15 protein-coding genes and 2 tRNA genes are annotated in these 17,271 nt (G+C 56.4%); 13 read left to right on the forward strand and 4 right to left on the reverse strand.

From position 1 onward, the window contains the following. Positions 1–37 precede the first annotated feature (37 nt). The 3 genes from IEW65_RS08105 to nadA all read left to right on the forward strand — a co-directional run bounded on the left by IEW65_RS08105 (position 38) and on the right by nadA (position 1,674). Positions 38–113: transfer RNA gene (locus tag IEW65_RS08105), tRNA-Lys, on the forward strand. A 103-nt stretch (positions 114–216) separates the two neighbouring features. After that, positions 217–292 (forward strand) — tRNA-Lys (locus IEW65_RS08110). 353 nt (positions 293–645) lie between these two features. Continuing rightward, entirely contained in the window at positions 646–1,674 is a 1,029-nt protein-coding gene (gene nadA, locus IEW65_RS08115) for a quinolinate synthase NadA (RefSeq protein WP_188638985.1), read from the forward strand. A gap of 72 nt (positions 1,675–1,746) precedes the next feature. Here nadA and IEW65_RS08120 read toward each other — a convergent pair whose 3' ends face one another. After that, positions 1,747–3,207 (reverse strand): M48 family metalloprotease, encoded by a 1,461-nt coding sequence (locus tag IEW65_RS08120; RefSeq protein WP_188638986.1) that lies wholly within the window; start codon positions 3,205–3,207, stop codon positions 1,747–1,749. Positions 3,208–3,393: 186 nt separating this feature from the next. On the opposite strand from IEW65_RS08120, the gene IEW65_RS08125 reads away from it, so the two are divergent. Next, positions 3,394–3,672 (forward strand): sulfurtransferase TusA family protein, encoded by a 279-nt coding sequence (locus IEW65_RS08125; RefSeq protein WP_188638987.1) that lies wholly within the window; start codon positions 3,394–3,396, stop codon positions 3,670–3,672. Beyond that, a complete protein-coding gene (locus IEW65_RS08130) occupies positions 3,669–4,769 on the forward strand; it encodes an AI-2E family transporter (protein ID WP_188638988.1) in 1,101 nt (366 codons plus the stop codon). The genes IEW65_RS08125 and IEW65_RS08130 overlap by 4 nt, the downstream gene beginning before the upstream one ends. Positions 4,770–4,816: 47 nt before the next feature. Here the strand turns inward: IEW65_RS08130 and IEW65_RS08135 are convergent, their stop codons facing one another. Further along, a complete protein-coding gene (locus IEW65_RS08135; protein WP_188638989.1) occupies positions 4,817–5,290 on the reverse strand; it encodes a peroxiredoxin in 474 nt (157 codons plus the stop codon). A 259-nt stretch (positions 5,291–5,549) separates the two neighbouring features. Here IEW65_RS08135 and dapA point away from each other — a divergent pair, with 259 nt between their 5' ends. From dapA to purC, 3 genes are all read left to right on the forward strand, one after another. After that, on the forward strand, positions 5,550–6,434 hold the full coding sequence (dapA, locus tag IEW65_RS08140) for a 4-hydroxy-tetrahydrodipicolinate synthase (RefSeq protein WP_188638990.1): 885 nt from the start codon (positions 5,550–5,552) through the stop codon (positions 6,432–6,434). 83 nt (positions 6,435–6,517) lie between these two features. Next, entirely contained in the window at positions 6,518–7,498 is a 981-nt protein-coding gene (locus IEW65_RS08145; protein ID WP_188638991.1) for an outer membrane protein assembly factor BamC, read from the forward strand. A gap of 32 nt (positions 7,499–7,530) precedes the next feature. Continuing rightward, positions 7,531–8,247 (forward strand): phosphoribosylaminoimidazolesuccinocarboxamide synthase, encoded by a 717-nt coding sequence (gene purC, locus IEW65_RS08150; RefSeq protein WP_188638992.1) that lies wholly within the window; start codon positions 7,531–7,533, stop codon positions 8,245–8,247. Here purC and tsaA read toward each other — a convergent pair. Continuing rightward, positions 8,244–8,996 (reverse strand): tRNA (N6-threonylcarbamoyladenosine(37)-N6)-methyltransferase TrmO, encoded by a 753-nt coding sequence (gene tsaA / locus IEW65_RS08155; RefSeq protein ID WP_188638993.1) that lies wholly within the window; start codon positions 8,994–8,996, stop codon positions 8,244–8,246. The genes purC and tsaA overlap by 4 nt on opposite strands. Positions 8,997–9,139: 143 nt before the next feature. Here tsaA and IEW65_RS08160 point away from each other — a divergent pair, with 143 nt between their 5' ends. Next, complete coding sequence (locus IEW65_RS08160; protein WP_188638994.1) at positions 9,140–9,670, forward strand: GNAT family N-acetyltransferase; 531 nt, start codon at positions 9,140–9,142, stop codon at positions 9,668–9,670. A 3-nt stretch (positions 9,671–9,673) separates the two neighbouring features. On the opposite strand, the gene nadC is transcribed toward IEW65_RS08160, so the two are convergent. After that, positions 9,674–10,528 carry a carboxylating nicotinate-nucleotide diphosphorylase gene (gene nadC, locus IEW65_RS08165; protein WP_188638995.1) on the reverse strand — a complete coding sequence of 285 codons (855 nt, stop codon included), beginning with the start codon at positions 10,526–10,528 and terminating at the stop codon, positions 9,674–9,676. 81 nt (positions 10,529–10,609) lie between these two features. On the opposite strand from nadC, the gene ampD reads away from it, so the two are divergent. The 4 genes from ampD (at position 10,610) to adk (ending at position 17,249) form a co-directional block, all read left to right on the forward strand. Then, positions 10,610–11,188 carry a 1,6-anhydro-N-acetylmuramyl-L-alanine amidase AmpD gene (ampD, locus tag IEW65_RS08170; RefSeq protein ID WP_188638996.1) on the forward strand — a complete coding sequence of 193 codons (579 nt, stop codon included), beginning with the start codon at positions 10,610–10,612 and terminating at the stop codon, positions 11,186–11,188. Positions 11,189–11,594: 406 nt separating this feature from the next. Next, the gene (aceE, locus tag IEW65_RS08175) at positions 11,595–14,267 is read left to right on the forward strand and encodes a pyruvate dehydrogenase (acetyl-transferring), homodimeric type (RefSeq protein ID WP_188638997.1); all 2,673 of its coding nucleotides are present in this window, start codon (positions 11,595–11,597) and stop codon (positions 14,265–14,267) included. A 58-nt stretch (positions 14,268–14,325) separates the two neighbouring features. Beyond that, the gene (gene aceF / locus IEW65_RS08180; RefSeq protein WP_188638998.1) at positions 14,326–16,326 is read left to right on the forward strand and encodes a pyruvate dehydrogenase complex dihydrolipoyllysine-residue acetyltransferase; all 2,001 of its coding nucleotides are present in this window, start codon (positions 14,326–14,328) and stop codon (positions 16,324–16,326) included. A gap of 269 nt (positions 16,327–16,595) precedes the next feature. Continuing rightward, entirely contained in the window at positions 16,596–17,249 is a 654-nt protein-coding gene (gene adk, locus IEW65_RS08185; RefSeq protein WP_188638999.1) for an adenylate kinase, read from the forward strand. Positions 17,250–17,271: the final 22 nt, after the last annotated feature.

Consider the following 17,271-nt stretch of genomic DNA (forward strand, 5'->3'; position numbering starts at 1 on the left):
CACAAGCCGTATCCGTACTATATGCATCCGTTCGGACGGGTCGTTAGCTCAGTTGGTAGAGCAGTTGACTTTTAATCAATTGGTCGTAGGTTCGAATCCTACACGACCCACCATCCGAAACAGACAAACGCATCAGGTAGTGATCTGCTCAATGCTTTGTTTTGATGAAAGTTAGCAGTGTATTGCTAGTCATTGCATGTTAGTGCAGCAAAATTTGGGTCGTTAGCTCAGTTGGTAGAGCAGTTGACTTTTAATCAATTGGTCGTAGGTTCGAATCCTACACGACCCACCAAATTTAACGCCCTTGGTAGCTTGCTGCCAGGGGCGTTTTGCTATGCACGTTTTGCCGCGCCGCAGCGTGACTTTCTGCTTGCAGCAGGCAGCCATTCTCCACCACAATGTCATGACAATTGCGTGATCGCCATAGTGGAAGAGTGGTTAACAACGTGGTGGTGATTTAAGAATCGATAGATCGTTTGGCTGCCGAAGATGTCACGGCAGCCCTGGCTCTTATGGAGCCAGGCTGGTGACGTGCCACCGCGAGAGACGCAGCGGCCGTTACCCCGAGTGCGGCGCATGCGGAGCGCATACGCCGTGACTGGTGTTTAACAGGGGGATTCCCTGTTCGTCACAGTGGTAGACACGATGACTATTATGACCTCCCAAGCTGAGCTAGACGCTCCGCTACCAAGCCCGTACTGTCCTACCCGTATTCCTGCGGAAGACGAGGCGCGAGTGGCTGAAATCAAGCAGTTGCTCAAGGCCAATAACGCTGTACTGGTCGCACACTACTACACCGACGATGCTATTCAGCAGCTGGCTGAAGAGACCGGCGGTTGTGTCGCTGACTCCCTTGAAATGGCCCGCTTCGGCGCGCGCCACGATGCCACCACGCTGGTGGTAGCAGGGGTTCGCTTTATGGGCGAAACGGCCAAGATTCTCTCTCCAGAAAAGCGCGTGTTGATGCCAACACTCGAAGCCACCTGCTCGCTGGATATCGGTTGCCCTATCGATGAGTTCAGCGCGTTCTGCGATGCCCATCCGGATCGTACCGTGGTGGTGTATGCCAATACCTCGGCGGCCGTGAAGGCGCGTGCGGATTGGGTCGTGACCTCTTCGATTGCCGTAGACGTCATTGAACACCTGCAGGCGAAGGGTGAAAAGATTTTGTGGGCACCCGATAAGCATCTGGGCGGCTATATTCAGAAAAAGACCGGTGCCGATATGCTGATGTGGGACGGTGCTTGCATCGTCCATGAAGAGTTTAAAGCAAAAGGCATTGAAGATTTAAAACGCCTTTATCCTGATGCTGCCGTACTGGTGCACCCAGAGTCGCCAGAATCCGTAGTGAGGTTAGCCGATGTGGCAGGTTCCACCTCTCAACTTATCAAAGCAGCACAAACGCTGCCTAACGATAAGCTGATCGTGGCCACCGATCGGGGGATTTTCTTCAAAATGCAGCAGGCAGTGCCGGGCAAAACGCTGTTTGAAGCGCCCACCGCGGGTAATGGCGCTACCTGTCGTAGCTGTGCCCACTGCCCTTGGATGGCGATGAATGCGCTGGATAACCTGGCAGGCGCGCTGCGTGAAGGCAGCGGCGAGATCTTTGTTGATGATGCCCTGCGTCAGCAGGCGTTAAAGCCTCTTGAGCGTATGCTGAACTTTAACGCTTGAGCTTAACGCCCGCTCTCAGTGTTGTTTAGAAAGCCCGAACGCTATCTGTGTCGGGCTTTTTTTTATGAGGCGCTAAAACCTCTCCAGCGCCTCTCGGTACTCAAGAAACGCTTCTCGACGCTGTTCAATACGTGCCAGTGCCTGGGTGTCGTTTTCCTGCTGGGCAGCGTCTTTGGCAATGCTCAGTTGGCGAATGCCTCGGTCCACACGCCCCGTTAGCTGTAGATGTTCGGCGCGGGCTAAGTGGCCCCAGCCGTTAAATCCACTGCGCCCGGCAGCCTCCGCGAGTAGGTTAAAGCCCTGTGGGTTTTCCGGGTGCTGTGCGGTGATATTTCTTAGCAAGTTGTAGGCCGCCTCTGGATCGCGCTGAAGCTGTGCTTCGGCCAGGGTGAGCTGAGCAGGCAGATAGCTGGGCATCAAGCGCAGCAGCCGCTGGCTGCGGTTAATGGCGTCATCATAGCGCTGTGCTTCCAACGCAACGTTTGCAGCAGTGGCGGGTAGCATGCCGTAGTCGGGCAGCTCGTTGGCGAGCTGGTCAAGGGCCTGCAGGGCGCGATCGGTCTGGCCGTTTTGCGCTGCAATCAGTGCGTCGATATAGCGTAGAGCCGGCTCTTCAGCCTCCTCTTGTGCTAACCGAGAAGCCGCTTGTTGGGGCGTGTTGCGGTAAATGCTGAGCAGTGCACGGGCTCGCATCATGTCGTACAGGGTGTCGCTGGTGTAGCGGCTGGCCACGCTAAGCTGGGAGGCTCGTGCCTGGGCATCGCTCAAACGGCTATCCGATACGGGGTGTGTTAGCAAAAACTCAGGCGGTGTGCCGCCCTGAAGCCGCGACAGGCGCTGCATGGTATCAAACATGCGTACCATGGCCTCTGGGTCGTAGCCTGCCTCTGCCATAGCCTGTAAGCCGATACGGTCAGCTTCCTGCTCAAAGCGCCGTGAATAGGCAAGCTGGTCTTGAATAAGCGCTGCCTGGGAGCCCATCGCGGTGGCAATGCCCGCATCGCCACCGCCGCTGGCGGCAATCAGCATGCCGGCCAGCATGGCCGCCATAGCAGGCAGTTGCGTCTGTTCTGCGCGAGCGCTGCCACGGGCGTAATGACGCTGGGAGAGGTGACCAAGCTCATGGGCAATGACCGATACAAAGGCACCCTCATCTTCGGCAAAGGCAAACAGCCCTGAGTTAATGCCCACTACGCCCCCTGGGACGGCAAAGGCGTTGAGTGAGCGGTTATCCACCATCACCGTCGTGGTTTGTAGGCTGCCAAGCTGGCTATAGGGCGCAAGGCGGGCCACCAGGCTCCCTAGGTAGTCGCTCACAATGGGATCTTGCCACTGAGGGGCCTGGGCACGAAATTGGCGCAGCCATGCTCGGCCAAGACGAAACTCTTCATTGCTCACTGAGGCCGATGCGCCACCTAGGCTGGGCAGTTGGTAGTCGTCATAGCTGTGGCTAGGCGGGCTAACGCACAGTGCGCCAAGCGACAGCGCTAGCGCGCAGGCCCAACGAGTATGAACGGGTCTAAAGTGCAGCATGGCATCCCCATGAGTTCAGGTAATAAGCACAGCGAACAACGGTGTGACATTGATTCAGGCAGGGAAGTGCCGTTAAATCAATTCCACGGCGGGCATCGCAAAAAAACAGTTTATGCAACAATGCTGTCGTTATGTAGTCATCGGACGATTTAGCAACACGTGAAGCAGTATTTTGGGGGAGAGGGTATGTCTGAGCAAACAGCGTCTGGGTTGGCCGAAGGGGTTCAGCCTGATCGGGTGTTGGACGCCACCGGGTTGCACTGCCCGCTACCGCTGTTAAAAGCGAAGCAGGCACTGGCGGGTCTTGCGCCAGGTCAGCTGCTGGAAGTGAGCGCAACCGATGCGGGTGCATGGCGGGATATGGCGGCATTTACCGAGCTAAGCGACCACGTGATGGAAGCGCGGGTACAGCGCGGCGATGTGTATGTATTTTGGATACGTAAAGCAGGGAACTCCCACTCATGACCATGCGCAGTATTCTGAAAAGCTGGGTCGAGCGCTATTTTTCAGACGAAGAGGCGTTAATTCTTCTGGTGGTACTGGTAGCAGGGTTTGCCGCCATTATTTGGTTTGGCCGTATGTTGGCCCCTTTTTTTACCGCGCTGGTATTGGCGTTTTTACTGCAAGGAGTGGTCAGCCCCCTCACGCGGCGTGGAGTGCCCCACTTGCTGGCGGTCATCCTGGTGTTTTTAGCCTTTGTCAGCGTATTGCTCACCCTTGCCTTTATTTTGATGCCATTGATCTGGAATCAGTTAGTAGGGCTAGTGCAAGAGACCCCGCGCATGTTTGCCAGCGGTCAGGGCTGGTTAGATCAGTTGCAAGAGCGTTTCCCTAATATTGTGACACCTGATCAAATGCAGAGCTGGATTGGTGTCGCCGGGCGGGAGATTAGTCAGCTAGGTCAGCGAGCCCTCACGCTGTCGCTGGCGTCGCTTGGCAATATTATGTCGCTGATTATTTATCTGGTATTGGTGCCGATTCTGGTCTTTTTTATGTTGAAGGACCGCGAGGCGCTGGTAGGGTTTACGCTCTCGTTGCTGCCACAAAAGCGTACGCTGCTGACCCGTATTTGGCACGAAATGGATCGCCAAATCGCCAACTATATCCGCGGTAAGTCTATTGAGATCGTGATTGTTGGCACGGTGGCGTATATCACGTTCGCGTTTTTTGGTTTGCCCTATACGGCGCTGCTGGCCGTACTGGTCGGTTTTTCTGTATTGGTGCCCTACATTGGCGCTGCGGTGGCGACCATTCCCGTGGCGGCGGTAGCGGGCTTCCATTTCGGTATTAGCGAGCAGTTTATCTACGTTTTAGTGGCCTACGGCGTGTTACAGGCGCTGGATGGCAACGTGCTGGCCCCCATCCTGTTCTCAGAAACCAATAACATCCACCCGGTCTCTATTATCGTGGCGGTACTGTTCTTTGGCGGTATTTGGGGATTTTGGGGCGTGTTTTTTGCCATTCCGCTGGCGACCCTGCTCAAGGCATTGGTATATGCGTGGCCAAGGGGGATGGAAGAGCGAAACGCGTATGTATCGCCACCGGCGCTTAAGCAGGATTAATGATGGGCATGGCTGTGCCCCACCATTGGACACAGCCATGGACACGCTTACTTATTATTGAGTGCCTGAGCAGCGCTCAGTACCTCTTCGGCATGGCCGGGCACTTTAACGCCGCGCCACTCCTGGGCAAGCTTGCCGTCACGATCAATCAAGAACGTGCTGCGCTCGATGCCTAAATGCTCTTTGCCGTACATCTTCTTGAGCTTAATCACGTCAAATAGTTGGCAGACGGTTTCGTCCTTGTCGGAAATCAGTTCAAAATTGAAATCTTGCTTGGCTTTAAAGTTTTCCTGAGCGCGTAGTCCATCGCGTGATACACCGATCACCACGGTATTGGCGGCATCGAAGGCGGCGTTGCGATCACGGAAGTCGCCACCCTCAGTGGTGCAGCCTGGCGTGCTGGCTTTGGGGTAGAAGTAAATCACCACCTGCTGGCCACGCAGGTCAGACAGCGTGATGGTGGTGTCGCCAGTGGCCGTGGCAGAAAAATCAGCGATGGGTTGGCCGAGTTCGAGAGGCATAATGACTCCTAAGTAGGGGTGACTTTCATGGCAAATTACACGTAAGCGCAGTGCCTCTGTCAAAGCGGATGGTCGACGTTAAGTAAACTCGCAGCGCTTTACGCTGTACAGGTTCGAGTCGCCTGAGTACCATTTGCTGTTTGTGGGCAGGGGTAATCGCGCTCCTTCAAGGTATCTGCGCCGCGTCTTAACTCAATGTACGTCATTGCATCCTGCGTGGCAGCTTGATTTCAACTTTTTGCAGGTGAGGAAAATACGGATGATCACAGGCAGCATTGTCGCCCTGGCGACGCCGATGAAGGTCAATGGCGACATCGACTGGGAGGCGCTTCGTCGTCTGGTGAACTTCCACCTCGATAATGGCACCGATGCCATCGTCGCTGCGGGCACCACGGGTGAGCCCACCACTATGTCGTTTGCTGAGCACTTTGATGTGATCCGCAGCGTGGTGGAAGAGGTAAATGGCCGCATTCCGGTGATTGCCGGTACGGGGGCGAACGCCACCTCTGAAGCAGTTGAACTGGCGCGTTATGCCAGCGAAGTAGGCGCTGATTACTGCCTGTCAGTGTGCCCCTACTACAACAAGCCCACTCAGGAAGGCCTGTACCAGCACTTTAAAGCGGTGGCTGAAGGTAGCAAGCTGCCGGTCATCCTGTATAACGTGCCGAGCCGCACCTGCTCTGATCTTTACAACGAGACGGTGGTTCGGTTAGCGGAAGTGAACAATATTATCGGCCTGAAAGACGCCACCGGGAACCTTGAGCGCGCAGAGGATCTAATCTCACGCTTGAAAGGCAGCGACTTCATGCTCTACTCAGGTGACGACGCAACGGCGTGCGATTTCATGCTGATGGGCGGCCATGGTGATATCTCTGTCACGGCGAACGTTGCTCCCAAAGCCATGCACGACCTGTGCGTTGCTGCGGTGGCGGGGGATGCCGATAAGGCCCACCAAATCAATACGCGCCTGATGCCGCTGCATACCAACTTAGGCATCGAGTCCAACCCCATTCCCGTAAAGTGGGCGCTGAACCGCATGGGTTATATGGATGCCGGCATTCGTCTGCCGCTGACGTGGCTATCAGAGAAGTACCACGGCACGGTGAGCGAAGCGCTGCAGCTGGCGGGCGTCGTAGAGGAGTAACCCCCGGCGCTACGAATCTTTATGCTACCCGGCCATGGCGTGTCCTGCCGGGTAACTGATCTGTTGACTGTTAAGGTGGCTTGATGAGCTCTGTGCTTGAACAACGTGCGCTTAAATGGATACCGCTGGCACTCGCAGCCGCTGTCACACTGGCAGGCTGCGCGCGCGATGGTTACTACCACGACCGCAACTTGGACTACACCGAAGCGGCTCCAGCGCCGCCCCTTGTACTGCCTGAAACCCGTAATACCCAGCGTTACCAGGATGCCATGCCGGTTCCTCAGGTAGCGATGCAGGGCACGCAGCTAGACGAGCCGGCAGAAATAGCGCCGCCGCAGTCGCTCGCGATTGGCAGTGGGTTAGAGCCTGAGTTCGTTGAGCGCCGTCAGGTGGGTGGCCAAAGCTGGCTAGTGGTCGCCGCAGACCCCGGTACCGTTTGGCCGCAGCTGGAGGCATTTGTGCGTAGCCGTCAGCTAGGTGTTCAAGAGAGTAGCGCTACCCAAGGCGTGATTGTGACCTCACAAGCGACGCTGCGTCTGCAAAGCGCCCTGCGTTCGGGTAGCAGCGAAATACGCTGCGACCAGGGTGGGCAGAGCGTAGAGAGCTGTTTGGCCGCGCTGGAGCAGTATCTGGGTGCGCGTAGCGCCACGGCAAGCTCCTCCTCTTGGACGGCACAGCGCCTTGCCAGCGAGCAAACGCTGCAAATGCGTCAGCAGGGGGATGAGTGGGAAGTCGTGATTCCGCAACCCATTGACCGCGTCTGGGCCGAGTTGAACCACTACCTGTCGCTTGATTTTACCCAAGAGGGACAGCGTGACCTACTGGATACGTCTGCCGAGAACTATGAGTTTTTGGTGGAGTACATGACGGAAACCGAGCGTGGACGTAACCCGCTGCAGATCGTCTTTAGCCCTGATGTTCGTCGCATGTCACAGCAGATTCGCCTAGCGCTAGAGCCTAACGGTAACCAAACCGTGCTGCGTGCTATCAACGCCAGCGAGCGTAGTTTTAGCGCTGATGATCAGCGCGAGTTGCTTGAGCGTGTCTCCGGCTACTTACGTTAACCCTTTGACTCTCACTCTCTCACGGAGCCTCCATGGAAAAGCGCCAAGAACTCTATGCCGGCAAGGCAAAATCCGTCTACACCACTGACGATCCTGACCTGCTGGTACTGCACTTTCGTGATGACACCAGCGCTTTTGATGGTAAAAAGAAAGAGGCGCTCGCCCGTAAGGGGATGGTGAACAACATTTTCAACGCCTTCATCATGGAGCGTTTGGAAGAGGGCGGTATCCCCACGCATTTTGAGAAGCAGCTTTCTAACAACGAAAGCCTGGTCAAAAAAATGCAGATGATCCCGGTAGAGTGCGTGGTGCGCAACATCGCCGCTGGCGGTCTGGTGAAGCGTCTGGGCGTGGAAGAAGGCATTACGCTCACCCCGCCGACCTTTGAGTTGTTCCTCAAGAACGACGACAAAGGCGACCCGATGATCAATGAGTCGCTGGCGGAAACCTTTGGCTGGGCAACTCCCGAGCAGCTCGCCAAGATGAAGACGCTGACCTTTAAGGTGAACCACATCCTCAAACAGCTGTTCGCGGAAGGCGATATGCTGCTGGTGGATTACAAGCTTGAGTTCGGTGTGTTCAACGGCGAGGTAGTATTGGGCGACGAGTTCTCCCCAGACGGCTGCCGTTTGTGGGATGCCAATACCCGTGAGAAGCTGGATAAAGACCGCTTCCGCCAGGGGTTGGGTGGCGTTATTGAAGCCTACGAAGAAGTGGGTCGCCGCCTGGGTATTACCTTTCCCGCCTAACGTGTTTCGTTAGTCAGTGGGTCGATCGCCACCACCTTCAGGGTGGTGGTGTCGTTTTCAAGGGGAGTGGTTTGTACCGCTTGGAATTTCACGTCCACGTCTCGCAATCGCACCCCGTACACGCGCTCGCTTTGCCCTTCACGCTGGTAAGCCGGGCGCGGGTCTTGCCCTAACACCTGTTCAATCAGTGCATGCAGTGAGGCCCCGTCGGCGCGGGCAGCAAGGCTTGCCTGAGCCTCCTGGCTAAAGCTCACGGGCAGCAGTGACGGTGCGCAGGGGGCAAATCCGGCCCGTGCGTCGGGCTTTGCTTCGGCCCACGGCAGGTAGGGTTTGATATCGACCACCGGCGTGCCGCTGACCAAGTCGCAGCCTGCCAAATGCAGGCTTACCCCTTGCCGGGTGTCGATATGCGACAGTTCGATTAACGAGAGCCCAAGCCGATTGGGGCGATGAGTACTGCGGCTGGCAAACACGCCGACTTTGCGGTTACCACCCAGGCGTGGCGGACGCACCAAAGGCGTCCAGCGGGTTGGGCTTTGATGAAAGATAAACGTCACCCATAGGTGGCTAAAGTCTTCCAAGCCCCGTACGGTGAGAGGATCATCAAACGGTTCCGTGAGCACTAAACGCGCATTAGCCGCTGGCGCGAGCCCTGGTTGGCGGGGAACGCCGAATTTATCTGGGTAATCGCTGATGATATGGCCAATAGGCGTCAGCGCAAACGATGCGCTGTCTGAACAATCATGCATAGCACTGCCTTGTGAAGGTTGACCGACACCGACAGGGTCGACGAGGTGGGTCTTTCGTAACGTGGCGACGAGTATAAAATAGCCTGCTGGCGACAGACAGTCAGACGTTCTTTGCCAGCTGCTAAATCCCATTGAGGCGAAGCATGTTAAAAACGAACGAACGCGAATCAACCCCTGCACCGGCGGCACGGGTGACCTACCGCGCAGCGCTGGCGCGAGACGCCGCTGATCAAGCCGAAGTGTTTTATCACGCGGTTATGCAAGGGGCTGCCACTCATTATGGGTTGGATGAACGCCGTGCCTGGGCGAACGCGCTGCCCCGCGAAGCGACCGCTTGGGCGGCACGCCAAGCGCTTTACACCACGCTGGTGGCCGCTTGCGATGGCCGCTGTGTCGGCTTTTTAGAGCTCAATATTAGCGCTGGGCGTATTGAAACCCTCTATGTGTGGCCGTCATTAGCGGGTCGCGGCATTGGGACAACGCTACTGATCCATGCCGAGCGCATTCTGCTGGAACACGGCGTGTCTCAGGTGGAAATTGAAGCAAGCCTAGTACTTTTTGAGCGCCTGCAGCGCCGAGGCTTTGATAACCTCGGCGAGCAGTGGGTGGAGCGTAGCGGCGAAATGCTGCGCCGCTACCGGCTGGTGAAACAGCTCAGCGCTGTGGAGACGTAACGGCTATACGTTAAAGGTTTGGGTGATACGCATCGACAGGTCGATGGATTTAACGTCTTTCGTCAGCGCGCCGCTGGAGATACAGTCGACGCCGGTATCTGCAATCGCTCTCAGCGTAGAGTCATCTACGTTACCGGAGGCTTCCAGGGTGGCGCGGCCGCCGTTGATTTCCACGGCCACGTGGAGGTCTTCAATGGCGAAGTTATCCAGCATCACGATGTCGGCGCCCGCCGCCAGCGCTTGGTCCAGCTCTTCAAAGGTTTCCACTTCCACTTCCACCGGTAGGTCGCTTGCCACTTTGCGGGCTTGGGCCACGGCTGCCTGAATACCGCCACAGGCGGCGATGTGGTTCTCTTTGATCAAGAACGCATCCCATAGTCCGATGCGGTGGTTGTGCCCGCCGCCGCAGGTAACGGCGTATTTTTGCGCCAGTCGCATGCCTGGCAGCGTTTTGCGAGTGTCCAGCAGGCGAACCCCGGTGCCCTCGATTAAATCCACATAGCGGCGCGTGGCGGTCGCGGTAGCCGACAGCGTTTGCAGCATGTTAAGCGCTGCTCGTTCACCGGTAAGCAGGCTTCGCGCCGGGCCTTCCAGTTCTAAAAAGTACTGATCTACATCTAATGCGTCGCCGTCAGCCGCCTGCCAGCGTAGCGTGACGCGGCTATCTAGAAGACGAAAGATTTCGTCAACCCAGGCAGCTCCGCAGAGGACGGCGGGTTCGCGGGTAATCACTTTAGCGGTTGCCCACTGGTTTTCGGGGATCAACTGAGCCGTGATATCGCCCGTGCCGACATCTTCAGCCAGCAGGCGGGCGGCACAGGCGTGAATCTCTTCAGCAAGAGCAGTTTGATAATCCATAGCGATGAGTTCTCTGGGCGTTATCTTCGATGACGGGCATTATAGTGAAACAGAGCGCGAACGTAGAGGAGCGTATTGGCAATGAACAGAGAAAGCTTGGCAGGGCAGTGGTCCCAAGCGCGGCAAGTGCTATCGCCTAATCAGGATACGCGCCCCCATCAAGAGGTGTCGCTGCTGCTACTGCATGCCATCAGCCTGCCGCCTGGGCAGTTCTCCGGCGATGCCATTGAGGCACTGTTTACCAATCGCCTGGACCCCCATGCGCACCCGTTTTTTGCGCACATAGCCCATCTACGCGTGTCGGCGCACTTCTTGATTCGCCGCGATGGCCAGTGCCTGCAGTTTGTTGATACCGACCAGCGTGCTTGGCACGCGGGGCGCTCTTACTGGTGGGATTCAACGAGATCCTCCTGGCGTTCGGCGCTGAATGATTTTTCAGTCGGCATTGAGCTTGAGGGCGACGACCAAACACCTTTTACGAAAGCGCAGTATACCGCCCTGGTAGAAGCGACCTGCTGGTTGATGGCACGCTATCCCGCGTTAACTGAAAAACGCATCACTAGCCATGCACACGTAGCGCCACTGCGTAAAACTGACCCGGGGCCTGCATTTGACTGGGCCTATTTTCGTCAGCAGCTGTCATCAAGGCGTGTGTCATGAGGTGAGTAAATAGATTAAAGACACGATTTAAGTGGTTCTGGTGGCTGATAATAAAACGGTAGTTTAATTACATTCAAAAGGCGTTAGTCGCAGCGACAAAGGTCTTATAAAACGCTTATGTTGCAGTGCAATAGTTTGTTTTGGATAGCCTTTTACAGTTCACTAGAATTGGCAGCGTGGCGACTTTGCGGTATCTTCGCATATACAAAAGGCTAATTTTTACCACACATGTGTAGCTTTACTACATCAAGACGAGCGTAGCTTGTTGAATGTAGAACGAAAACCCCCGCACGGTGCAAACGCATCGTGGCATTGATTGGCCTGTGGTGGCTAAACACCGCAGCCGCCCCAGGCCCGAAGGGTTGGCGGGGCTCATTGTCATTTATCGTCATTCGGAGAGACCTCTATGAGTCTGGAGACAAGAGAAGATCTCGATCCGGTCGAAACCACGGAGTGGCTGGAATCCCTGGAATCGGTACTGGATCGTGAGGGCGAAGATCGTGCCCGCTACCTGATGACCCGCCTGGCGGATCGCCTGCGCCGGGACGGGATGAAGGTGCCCTTCTCGGTGACAACCCCCCACCGTAATACGATCCCGGTTCATCGCGAAGCGCCCATGCCGGGCGACCTGTTCATGGAGCGTCGCATTCGCTCTCTGATTCGCTACAACGCGATTGCACAGGTCATTCGTAACAACCGGGCTAACCCGGGCTTGGGTGGTCACATTGCAAGCTTCATGTCGTCTGCCACGCTGTACGATGTAGGCTTTAACCACTTCTTCCGTGCCCCCAAAGGCGACTTTGAAGGCGACCTGATTTACATCCAGGGTCACGTAGCGCCGGGCATTTACGCGCGCTCTTACCTGGAAGGCCGTCTGTCTGAAGAGCAGATGGACAAGTTCCGTCGCGAAGTCGACGGCGACGGTCTGTCCTCCTACCCGCACCCGTGGCTGATGCCGGATTACTGGCAGTTCCCCACCGTGTCGATGGGTCTTGGCCCGATTCAGGCGATCTATCAAGCCCACGTGATGAAGTACCTGCATCACCGTGAGCTGAAAGATATGCACGACCGTAAAATTTGGTGCTTCATGGGCGACGGCGAGTGTGACGAGCCGGAATCCCTGGGCGCGATCTCGCTTGCTGGCCGTGAAAATCTCGATAACTTGATCTTCGTGATCAACTGTAACCTGCAGCGCCTGGACGGTCCGGTACGCGGTAACTCCCGCGTCATGGACGAGTTCGAAGGTGTCTTCCGTGGTGCCGGTTGGAACGTGATCAAGGTGGTATGGGGCCGTCACTGGGATCCGCTGTTCGAGAAGGACAAGAAAGGCATCCTGCAAAAACGTATGGATGAAGCGGTTGACGGTGAGTACCAGAACTACAAGGCGAACGGCGGTGCTTACACCCGTGAGCACTTCTTTGGTAAGTACCCAGAAACCGAGGCGATGGTCAAAGACCTCACCGACGAAGATATCTGGAAGCTTAACCGTGGCGGCCATGACCCGTTCAAGGTCTACGCGGCGTACAACGAAGCGGTGAACACCACTAACGGCAAGCCCACGGTCATTCTGGCGCACACCGTTAAAGGTTACGGCATGGGTAGCGGCGATGGCGAAGCAGCCAACGAAGCGCACCAGGTCAAGAGCATGGAGTACGAAGCGCTGAAGAAATTCCGCGATCGCTTCGGTATTCCGCTCACCGACGAGCAGCTCAAAGACGTGCCTTACTACAAGCCGGAAGACGACTCTCCCGAGCTTAAGTACATGCACCTGCAGCGTGAGCGTCTCAACGGTTATCTGCCGAGCCGCCGCAGCACGTTTGACGCGCTGGAAATCCCGAGCCTGGAAGACAAAACCTTTGCCTCGCAAATGGGCGGCTCTAAAGGGCGCGAAGTCTCTACCACCATGGCGTTTGTGCGCATTCTCAATGGTTTGGTAAAAGACAAGCAGCTTGGCAAGCAGGTCGTGCCGATTATTCCTGACGAAGCGCGTACGTTCGGTATGGAAGGCATGTTCCGTCAGTTGGGTATCTACACCTCTGAAGGTCAGAAGTACGAGCCGGTCGATAAAGGCCAGATCATGTACTACCGCGAGGACCAGAAAGGTCAGGTTCTCGAAGAGGGTATTTCTGAAGCAGGCGCGATGTCGGCGTGGATTGCCGCTGCGACCTCTTACAGCAATAACAACGTTACCCTGCTGCCGTTCTACATCTACTACTCGATGTTTGGCTTCCAGCGTATCGGTGACTTGGCCTGGGCCGCAGGCGACCTGCAGGCACGTGGCTTTATGGTCGGCGGCACCGCCGGGCGTACTACGCTCAACGGTGAAGGCCTGCAGCACCAGGATGGTCACAGCCTGATTCAGGCGTCCACCATTCCCAACTGCCGCAGCTACGACCCCACCTATGCACACGAAGTGGCGGTTATCGTGCAGGATGGTCTGAAGCGCATGTTCACGGATAAAGAGAACTGCTTCTACTACCTGACCGTGATGAACGAGAACTACGAGCACCCTGAGCTTGAGAACGTACCGGCTGACGATATCGTTAAAGGTATGTACCTGCTCAAAGAGACCCAGGGTGACAAAGGTCGCGTTCAGCTGATGGGCTCGGGCACCATTCTGCGTGAAGTAGAAGCGGCCGCTGAGCTGCTGGCCAACGACTGGGGCATTGGTGCGGACATCTGGAGCGTGACCAGCTTTAACGAGCTGCGTCGTGAAGCGCTGCTGCTGGAGCGTGAAGCCTTCCTGAACCCGGATGCTGAAGCCAACAAGCCCCACGTCACTAAGTGCCTGGAAGGCCGTGATGGTCCGGTGATTGCTTCTACTGACTACATGAAGCTGTACGCTGACCAAGTGCGTGCCTGGGTGCCGAATGACTACACCGTACTGGGTACCGATGGTTTTGGTCGTTCCGACACCCGTGAGAAGCTGCGCTACTTCTTCGAAGTAGACCGTTACTTCGTCACCGTAGCGGCGCTGCGTGCCCTGGCTGAACGCGGTGAGATTGATCGTAAGCATGTCGGCGAAGCGCTGAAAAAGTATGGCATTGACGCCAACAAGCCGAACCCGCTGACTAGCTAAACCGCTGCCCGGCGGGCAGATGCCCGCCGGCTCGATCCGATTTGGAAGGAGCGCGACCTTGAGTAGCGAAATCATCAAAGTTCCCGATATCGGTGGGGATACCGATGTCGAAATCATCGAGATTGCGGTGTCAGAAGGCGACGTCATTGAAGCGGAAGACACCCTGATCACTCTGGAATCCGACAAAGCCAGCATGGATGTACCGGCCCCGAAAGGCGGCAAGGTGATCAAAGTGTTGGTGAAAGAGGGCGATAAAGTCTCCGAAGGCGACGATATCGTTGAGCTGGAAGTGGAAGGCGGCGGTGAGAGCGATGCCGAGCCGGAAGCCGCCGCTGAAAAAAGCCAGCCCGAGGCACCTGCCAAGCAGCCAGAAGCGGCCCCTGCGCCGAAGAAAGCCAGCGGTGGCAAGCAAACCGTGGATATCAAAGTCCCGGATCTCGGTGGCTCTGATAACGTTGAGATCATCGAAGTCGCCGTCGGCGCGGGCGATGAGGTCAACGCTGAAGACACGCTGATCACTCTGGAGTCTGACAAAGCCTCCATGGATGTGCCCAGCCCGCACAGCGGCAAGATTGTGGCGCTGAGCGTTAAAGAAGGCGACACCGTCTCTGAAGGCGACGTCATCGGCCAGATGGAAATCGCTGGTGAAGGCGATGCAGCGGAAGAGGATGCGCCTGCACAAGCAGACGAGCCTGCTGCTGCCAGTGAGCCCGCTGAAGAAGACGCGGCCGAAGAGGAGAGCGGCAGCGGCGAGCCGGAACGTAAAGAAATTCGCGTGCCGGATCTTTCTGGCTCTGCTGACGTGCCGATTATCGAAATTGGCGTCGCCGCGGGCGATGAAGTTGATGTCGAAGACCCGCTGATCACCCTGGAGTCTGACAAAGCCTCCATGGACGTGCCTAGCCCCTATAAAGGCAAGGTGCTGGAGATCACCGTCAAAGAGGGCGATACCGTCTCTGAAGGCGACGTGATCGGCTATATGGAAGTGGCGGGTGCCAAAAAAGCAGCACCGAAGAAAGCGGCACCTGAAAAGGCGCAGCAAAGCAGCGCCAGCCCATCGAGTGCTAAGCCTGCTCAATCCTCTTCCGGCACTCCCAGCCCCGAAGCGCAAATGGCCTCTCATAAGCCTCGCGACGGTAAGCTAGTGCACGCTGGCCCTGCGGTACGCATGTTGGCTCGCGAACTGGGTGTGGATATTGGCCTCGTCAAGCCCAGCGGCCCGAAAGACCGCGTGCTGAAAGAGGACGTACAAGCGTACGTTAAGCAAGCCATTGCGAACCAGGGCAAAGCCACGGCGGCAGCTCCTGCGGCTAGTGGTGGCGCGGGTATTCCTGCGGTGCCAGAAGTCGACTTCAGCCAGTTTGGTGAAGTGGAAGAGAAGCCGATGGGCCGTCTGCTCAAAATGGGCGCGACCAATCTGCATCGCAGCTGGCTCAACGTGCCTCACGTGACTCAGTTCGACGAAGCCGATATCACCGAGCTTGAAAACTTCCGTAAAGCGATGAAAGCGGAAGCCGAAGCTCAGGGCGCTAAACTCACGCCGTTACCGTTTATGGTCAAGGCGTGTGCCTTTGCGCTGCGTAAATTCCCCCAGTTCAACGTCAGCCTGAAAGGCGACGGCGATACGCTGGTATGGAAAAACTACGTGCACATCGGTATCGCGGTGGATACACCGGATGGCCTGATGGTGCCGGTGGTACGCAACGCCGATAAGAAGTCCTTGATTGAGATTGCCAAGGAAATGGCGGAGCTGGGCAAAAAAGCGCAAACCAAGAAGCTCAAGCGTGATGAGATGACCGGTGGCTGCTTCACTATTTCGAGCCTGGGTTCGATTGGTGGAACCGCGTTTACACCGATTGTTAATGCACCTGAAGTGGCGATTTTGGGCGTATCGAAAGCGCAAATGAAGCCGGTATGGGATGGCAGTGCCTTCCAGCCGCGCCTAATGATGCCGCTGTCGTTGTCCTACGATCACCGGGCGATTAACGGAGCAGACGCAGCACGCTTTACTGCCTTCCTGGCAGACGTGCTCTCTGACATTCGTCGTCTCCTGCTGTAAGCAGTGATACTGTCAGTCGTAAGCGGCGCCCATTAGGGCGCCGCTTGTGTTTGCGTCCTGTTTAAACACTGTGGCCTAAGCGTAAGCCTGACGCTAGGGGGTGACCAAAGTACAAGAGGTCGCCACTTTGCTGTTTTCACTTAAAAAAACATAAATAATTGTGCTCTCAGGCTTTTGGGGAGTTGTGTCGCCTGAACGGCACGGTTATTGTCAATTCATTGATTTCATCTATCACCACCCATCAAGTACGATCATTAAGGAGCAGTGCTATGCGTTTAATCCTGTTGGGCGCCCCCGGCGCGGGGAAAGGGACTCAAGCTCAATTTATTTGCGAGCAGTTTAAGATTCCCCAGATTTCCACCGGAGATATGCTGCGCACCGCTATTAAAGATGGCACCGAACTGGGCCTTAAAGTTAAAGAGATCATGAACAGCGGTGGTTTGGTGTCAGACGACATCATCATTGATCTGGTCAAAGAGCGGATTAGCCAGCCCGACTGCGCTAACGGCTTTCTGTTCGACGGCTTCCCGCGCACCATCCCTCAGGCGGATGCCATGAAAGAGGGCGGCGTGAAACTCGACCACGTCCTTGAAATCGCCGTGCCGGATGAAGAGATTGTCAGCCGCCTGGCTGGCCGTCGTGTTCACCCGGCCTCTGGTCGCGTGTACCACGTTGAGCACAATCCGCCTAAAGAGCCGGGTAAAGATGATGTGACCGGCGAAACGCTGATTCAGCGTGAAGATGACCAAGAGTCCACGGTACGTAACCGCCTGTCGGTGTACCACGACCAAACCGCACCGCTGGTGGATTACTATCAGCAGTGGGCCAAAGAAGATCCTGCCGCTGCGCCTCAGTACCACCGCGTAGAGGGCGTAGGCAGCGTGACGGATATCACCCGCCAAGTGAAAGAAGCCCTGAGCTAAACACGCCGCGGCGTTACGCATC

This window comes from Vreelandella lutescens, from assembly GCF_014640815.1.
Lineage (GTDB): Bacteria > Pseudomonadota > Gammaproteobacteria > Pseudomonadales > Halomonadaceae > Vreelandella > Vreelandella lutescens.